This is a genomic window from Streptomyces sp. NPDC058375 (assembly GCF_042723425.1).
GTDB classification, from domain to species: Bacteria; Actinomycetota; Actinomycetes; order Streptomycetales; family Streptomycetaceae; genus Streptomyces; species Streptomyces durocortorensis.
This window is the reverse complement of record NZ_JBHXJG010000320.1, coordinates 1-6,871: the sequence shown is the minus strand read 5'-3', so window position 1 is coordinate 6,871 and position 6,871 is coordinate 1. Positions and strand designations below refer to the sequence as shown.

The following is a 6,871-nucleotide window of genomic DNA, read 5'->3' as shown; positions in this document are numbered from 1 at the left end:
GTCCTCGTCCTCGTCCTCGTCCTCGTCGGTCTGCTCGGCGAGGTCGTCGGGGGCCGTCACGGAGTCGGCGTCGGCACCGGCCGCCTCGGACGGCGTACCGGTGGTGTCCTTCGCCAGGGCGTCCTTCGCGGGCGCGGGCGCGTCGTCCGTGGCCGCGTCGGGGGCGGCCGTGGTGTCGGGGTCGGTCGTCTTGGAGGGGGTGGTGTTCATGCGCCGCACGCTAGGGGGCCCGGATGAGAACCCTCTTAACGCCGGACCCACGCCGGGCCCACGCCGGGCCCACGCCGGGCTCACCCCCTGTCTCCGGCCCGGCTCAAGCGCCGGCCCACGCCGGGTTGGGCGCCGGAGCCCCGCCCGCGCTCAGCGCCCGGTGCGCGCCCGCCATTCCGGGGCGAGGACGGACCAGATCTCGGAGTCGTGCCGCTCCCCCCGGTAGAAGTAGCTCTGCCGGAGCACACCGTCCCGGGTCATTCCGAGCCGCTGGGCGACCGCGACCGACCGGGTGTTCCCGGGGGAGGCGTCCCACTCCACGCGGTGCATGCCGCGTTCGTACACCGCCCAGTCGATCAGACGCTCGGCGGCGCGGGTGATCAGGCCCCGGCCCTGGGCGGCGGGCTCCAGCCAGACGCCGATCTCGCAGTTGCCCTGGTCCGCGTCGAAGGACGGGAAGAGCACGCCGCCGACGAGGGTGCCCTCCAGCCAGATCCCGTACAGCCGTCCGGTGTCCGCCGCCTGCTTCTCCGCGTACTTCCGGAGCAGGGCACGCGCCGAGTCCAGGTCGGTGGCGTACGAGGCGAACGGGATCCACGGGTCGACCAGCTCCCGGGCCCGGTCCATGTGGGCCAGGAACTCCACGGCCTGCCAGGGCTCCAGCGGGCGCAGCTCGGCCTTGTCGTCACCCAGCGATATGGCGAACATCGTGCTCCTCCTCCAACGGCGCGACGTCCTCCGTGGCGCGCGCCCCCGGGATCCTCGCATGGAGCGGTACGCAGTCGGGCGGTTCGATGGAGATCCGGGGCAGCCGCTTGTCCAGCCAGCCCGGCAGCCACCAGTTCGCCCCGCCGAGCATGTGCATCAGGGCGGGCACCAGCAGGGTGCGCAGGACGAAGGCGTCCAGGGCGACGGCGGTGGCCAGCGCGATGCCGAACATGGCGATCACCCGGTCGCCGCTGAGCACGAAGGCGAGGAAGACGGAGATCATGATCACGGCGGCGGAGTTGATGACCCGGCCGGTCTCGGCGAGGCCGACCCGCACGGAGCGACGGTTGTCGCCGGTCTCCAGCCACTCCTCGTACATCCGGCCCACCAGGAAGACCTGGTAGTCCATGGAAAGGCCGAAGAGGACCGAGACCATGATCACGGGGAGGAAGGGTTCGATGGGTCCGGCGCTGCCGAGGCCGAGCAGTTCGCTCCCCCAGCCCCACTGGAAGACGGCCACGACGACGCCGAAGGAGGAGGCGACGGCGGCCACGTTCATCACGGCGGCCTTGATGGGGATGCCGATGGAGCGGAACGCCAGGAGCAGGAGCAGGCAGCCGAGTCCGATGACGACCCCGACGAAGAGCGGCAGCTTGCCGACGATGATCTCGGCGAAGTCGTCGTAGCTCGCCGTCACCCCGCCGACGTGGGCCTCCAGCGAGGTGTCGGCCCGGACCGGCGGCAGGATGTCGCCCCGGATGCGGTCGACCAGTTCGCTGGTGTCCTGCGACTGGGGCGACGAGTCGGGTACGACGGTGAGGAAGGCCGTGTCGCCGCCGCTGTTGTACGTCACCGGGCTGACGGACGCGACGCCTTCGGTGGTGCGCAGCTTCTCGGGCAGCGAGTCCAGGGCGAGCCGGTCGTCCGCGCCGTCGAGCTGGGCGGCGATGGTGAGCGGACCGTTGACGCCGGGCCCGAAGCCGTCGGCGAGCAGGTCGTAGGCCTGCCGGGTGGTGGCGGTGGCCGGGTTGTTGCCCTGGTCCGATGTGCCCAGGTGGAGGCCGAGGGCGGGCAGGGCGAGCACCAGCATGACGACGGCCGCGACCCCGCCGAGGAGCTTGGGGTGGCGCTCGACGAAGGCGGACCAGCGGGCGGCGAAGCCGGTGGGCAGTTCGGGGCGCGGCCCGTGTTCGGCGAGCTGCCGGCGTTCGCGGCGGCTGAGCGCCCGCATTCCGATGAGGGAGAGCAGGGCGGGCAGGAGGGTGACCGAGGCCAGCACGGTGAGGACGACGGTGAGGGAGGCGGCGATGGCGACGCCGTTGAGGAAGTCGAGCCGCAGGATCAGCATGCCGAGCAGGGCGATGCAGACGGTGACCCCGGCGAAGACGACGGCGCGGCCGGTGGTCGCGACGGCGTTCTGGGCCGCTTCGGGCACGGACATGCCGCGCCGGAGTCCTCTGCGGTGCCGGGTGACGATGAACAGGGCGTAGTCGATGCCGACACCGAGCCCGATGAGCATGCCGAGCATCGGGGCGAAGTCGGCCACGGTCATCAGATGGCCGAGGAGCACGGTGCCCGCGTAGGCGGTGCCGACGGAGACCAGGGCGGTGGCGATGGGCAGCAGGCTGGCGGCGAGGGAGCCGAAGGCGAGGAAGAGCACGACGGCCGCGACGATCACGCCGATGCCCTCGGCGAAGTGGACGGAGGGCGCTTCGGTGAGGGCGACGGCGGTGCCGCCCAGCTCCACCTGGAGCCCGTCGGCCTCGGCGGCCTTCGCGGTGTCGACGAGGGCCTGGGCCTGGGAGGCGGGGATCTCGTCGGCGGGCCGGTCGAAGGTGACCGTGGCGTAGGCGGTGTGGCCGTCCTGGCTGATCTGGCCGGGGCCCGCGGTGCCGTAGGGGCCGGTGACCGAGCCGACGCCCGGCAGGTCCTCGATCGCGTGGAGCGTGCGGGTCATGGTCTGTTCGACGTCCGCGGCCGCGACCGTGGAGTCGGTGGTGTGCCAGACGACGGTGTCGGTGTCGCCGCCGAGGTCGGTGAAGCCGCGGGAGAGCAGCTCGGTGGCCCGGCCGGATTCGGTACCGGGGACCTCGTAGTCGTTCGAGTACGCCGAACCGGCGATGCCCGCCGCTGCGGCGGTGCCGCCGAGGGCGGCGAGCCAGATGAGAACGGCGACGAGACGGTGCCTGATGCACCAGCGGGCGATGGCAGCCAACGGACGAGCTCCCTGCGGGTTCGTGGACCTTTACCCGCAGATAACGTGATCTGCCCGTAAACGTCTCATGACCTGAGACCGTCACTCTGTCAGCAGAACGTGATCCTTTGTCCGTTTCGTGGCCATGGTCACAGGGCTTGATCTGCCCTACACGGGCTGGATCAAGCTCTGCGACCCTCGGATCCGCTCAGCCGGAGACGCTCGCGCGGCCGTTCTCGATGTGCCCCATGAGCCGCCGCCGGAAGCCGTCCTCCCCGTCGACGGTGACGTCGAGGTCGTACCAGCCGTGCGCGTCGGCCGCCGAGTGCACGAGTGAGCGGCTGCGGCCCGGCTTGACCGTGACACGGCGGGTCCAGTCCCGTACGTCGTCCTCGTCGACGTACCCGAGCGGCCGCACCAGGAAGGTCAGGGTCCGGCGGCCGGTGTTGCGCAGGGTGAGGTGGATGTCGCGGTCGCGGTGGTCGATGCGGCTGGCGACCTCCGCTCCCCCGTCGGCCGGCCCGGCGAACTCGCGGCGGAAGCCGTTCGGCCCGGTGACCGTGAAGCGGTACGCCTCCCCCGGCACCGGGACCGTCCAGTGCGCGCGGCCCCGGACGTCCCTGTGCTGCGGGGCCGGGAACTCCTCCGCGTACGGGTACAGCGCGAAGTGCGCCGAGGACCGGCCGCTGTTGTCCAGCTCCACCCGCAGGCCGTCGTCGACCCGCCGCGCCTGGGCGTCCGGCCGGTACGGCAGCGGGCGCGCCGGGCGTGCGCCGGGCTCCTGCTCGGGCAGGTGCTGGACGGCGGGCGGCTTCGGCTGCCAGCGGCCCTCGAACGGCGGGATCGCCCCGGGGCTCTGGACGGCGGGCTGCCGGCGGGCCCGGGTGAAGTCGAAGGCGGAGGTGAGGTCGCCGGTGACGCGGCGCCGCCAGTCGCCGATGTTGGGCTCCTTCACGCCGGTCCAGCGCTCCAGGAAGCGGATGACGGAGGTGTGGTCGAAGACCTCGGAGCAGACGTATCCGCCGACGGTCCACGGCGAGACGACCAGCAGCGGCACCCGGATGCCCAGGCCGGTCGGGCGGCCCTCCCACTGCTCCTCGGTCACCTCGGGGGGTGCGACGGGCGGCGGGACGTGGTCGAAGAACCCGTCGTTCTCGTCGTAGTTGATCAGCACGGCGGTGTGCCGCCACACGTCCGGGTGCTTGCCGAGGGCGTCCAGGATCTTGTAGACGATCGTGGCGCTGTGCACCGGCGACGAGGTGCTCGGGTGCTCGGAGTCGATCGCCGAGGGGACGAGGTAGGAGACCTCCGGGAGCTTTTCGGCCGCCACGTCCTTGGCGAACTCGTCGGCGAGCGTCCCGGTCGGCACCCGGCGCAGCCCCCGCTCGAACAGGCTCCGCTCCTGCTTCGTGAGGGTGGCGACACCCTCGTCCAGCAGCCCGAGGAGCCGGGTGCGCTCCGCCTCGGACGCGCCCCGGACCTTCGCGTAGAAGGCTTCCATGTACGTATGGCCGCCGGTCTTCGCCAGCGCCTTGCGGGCGATCGCCTTGAAGGTGGCGTAGAACTCGATCTGGTTGTCGGTGAAGTTCTCCCACTCGGTGTACGTCCGCCAGCTGCGGCCGGCCTTCTCCAGCCGCTCTGCGTAGGTGGACCAGTCGTAGCCGGGGTGGGTGCCCTCGTTGTACGCGTCGTTGCCGACGGCCCGTTTCCCGTTCGCCTCGAAGCCGGTCTTCCCGCTCCAGAGGTGGTTGCGGTTGGGGCTGGTGGAGGTGTGGATGGAGGAGTGGTAGGCGTCGCAGACGGTGAAGGTGTCCGCCAGCTCGTAGTGGAGCGGGATGTCACGGCGGTCGTAGTACGCCATCGTGGCCGCGGTCTTGGCGCTGATCCAGCCGTTCATCCAGCCGCCGCCCCAGGCTTTCGCGCCGCCGCTCCAGGAGTGGTCGAGGGCGCCGATGTACTGGAGGTCCTTCTTCTGCTCCTCGGCCGCCCCGCGCACGGGGAAGGGCAGTACGGTGGAGCCGGCCACACCGGGCTGCTCGAACACGGTGCCGCCGGTGGGCAGCTCGACGGCGTTGCGGTCGCCGAAGCCGCGTACGCCGCGCAGGGTGCCGAAGTAGTGGTCGAAGGAACGGTTCTCCTGCATCAGGATCACCACATGCTTGATCGACCCGAGCCCGCCGGACCCCGCGTGGGCGGGCTGCGCGGCGATGGCGGCCTGGAGCGACGGCGGCAGGAACGATCCGGCCGCAGCGGCGCCGAGTGCGCCGCCGCCCAGCGCGAAGAGCCGTCGCCGTGACATGTCCGTGGTCAAAAGAGCCTCCTGATTCCGGTGGTTACAGCCCGGAAGCTAGTCAGATCAGGTGGCGTCGGGAAGGACTGCGTACGGCCCGGTGGTGAACGTCCAAGAGGTCGGCCGAGAAGTCCAACCGGCCGTACGGAAGTCCTTCACACTCCGATGAGGTGCAGCGATCCCCACAGCGCGAGGGTGGAGGCCAGCAGCGTCGCCGGCACGGTCGCGATCCCCAGCCGGGTGAAGTGGCCCAGCTCGGGGGCGTCCCCGTGGGCGTGCAGGATGCGCCGCCACAGGAGGGTGGCCAGCGACCCGACGTACGTGAGGTTCGGTCCGAGGTTCACCCCGATCAGGGCGGCGAGCAGCGGTCCGGGCCCGGCCGCCGCGACCGTCGGGAGCAGGGCGAGGATCGCGGGCAGGTTGTTGATCAGGTTGGCGAGCAGGGCCGCCACCACGGCGACGCCGAGGAGGGCGGGCAGGGTGTCGCCGTCCGGCAGCAGGGCGGCGATCCCGTCGCCGAGACCGTTGTCCACGACCGCCTTGACCACGACGCCGAGCGCGAGGACGAAGAGGCAGAACAGCGGGTTGGCCGAGCGGACGACGGCGAGTGGCGTGGTCTCGCGCTTGGCGAGCGCCCGTACGGCGAGCACCAGGGCCCCCGCCAGCGCCGCCCACAGCGGCTCGGCGCCCTCGAACGAGGTCACGACGAACCCGGCCAGGGTCAGCGCCAGCACGACGAGCGTGAACACGGGGACGGGCGTGCGCTCCGCCCCGGGATCCGGCGCGTGCGCCCCGGCGGCCAGATCGTCCCGGAACGCGCGGCGGAAGACGGCGTACTCGACGGCGATGGCGGCGAGCCACGGCAGCGCCATCAGCGCGGCGAACCGGGTGAAGGAGAGGCCGCTCGCGGTGAACGCCAGGAGATTGGTGAGGTTGGAGACGGGGAGCAGAAGAGACCCGGAGTTGGCGAGATGCGCGCAGGCGTAGACGTACGGGCGGGGCCGCGCGCCGACCCGGGCGGCGGTGGCGAGGACGACCGGGGTGAGCAGGACGACGGTGGCGTCCAGGCTGAGGACGGCGGTGATGAGCGAGGCGACGACGAAGACCCCGCCGAGCAGGGGCCGGGTCTGCCCCCGGCAGGCGCGCGCCACCAGCTCCCCGGCGACCCGGAAAAGCCCCTCGTCGGCGCAGAGCTGGGCCAGCACGAGGATCGCGGCGAGGAAGCCGACGACGGGGAGCAGTTCTCCGACCTGTTCCCGGGCCTCGGGCCAGGACACCGCGCCGACGGCCACCACGAGGATCGCGGCGGGCACGGCGACGGTCGCCTCCGGCAGGCCCCGGGGGCGTACGACGGCGAAGGCGAGGACGCCCAGGAGGAGGGCGAAGGAGACGAGCTCGGCGGTGACGGTGTTCAGGGCGCTCTCTCAGGATGGGTGAAGGGGCGGTGTTCCCGTACGTACCTACGTCTG

The 6,871-nt window shown here is 72.0% G+C and carries 4 protein-coding genes and 1 pseudogene; all 5 read right to left on the bottom strand.

The genetic code is table 11. The annotated features are described in order from the left end of the window. A pseudogene (locus tag ACFWM7_RS32065) lies at positions 1 to 210 on the bottom strand (hypothetical protein); the annotation flags it as partial. A 150-nt stretch (positions 211 to 360) separates the two neighbouring features. Then, complete coding sequence (locus ACFWM7_RS32060) at positions 361 to 918, bottom strand: GNAT family N-acetyltransferase (RefSeq protein WP_383267398.1); 558 nt, start codon at positions 916 to 918, stop codon at positions 361 to 363. Next, positions 896 to 3,133: an MMPL family transporter gene (locus ACFWM7_RS32055; protein WP_383267394.1), complete on the bottom strand. Its 2,238-nt coding sequence runs from the start codon at positions 3,131 to 3,133 to the stop codon at positions 896 to 898. Before ACFWM7_RS32055 ends, ACFWM7_RS32060 begins: the two co-directional genes overlap by 23 nt. A 187-nt stretch (positions 3,134 to 3,320) precedes the next feature. Next, complete coding sequence (locus ACFWM7_RS32050) at positions 3,321 to 5,423, bottom strand: phosphocholine-specific phospholipase C (RefSeq protein WP_383267391.1); 2,103 nt, start codon at positions 5,421 to 5,423, stop codon at positions 3,321 to 3,323. A gap of 134 nt (positions 5,424 to 5,557) precedes the next feature. Continuing rightward, complete coding sequence (locus ACFWM7_RS32045; protein WP_383267401.1) at positions 5,558 to 6,817, bottom strand: arsenic transporter; 1,260 nt, start codon at positions 6,815 to 6,817, stop codon at positions 5,558 to 5,560. Positions 6,818 to 6,871 lie beyond the last annotated feature (54 nt).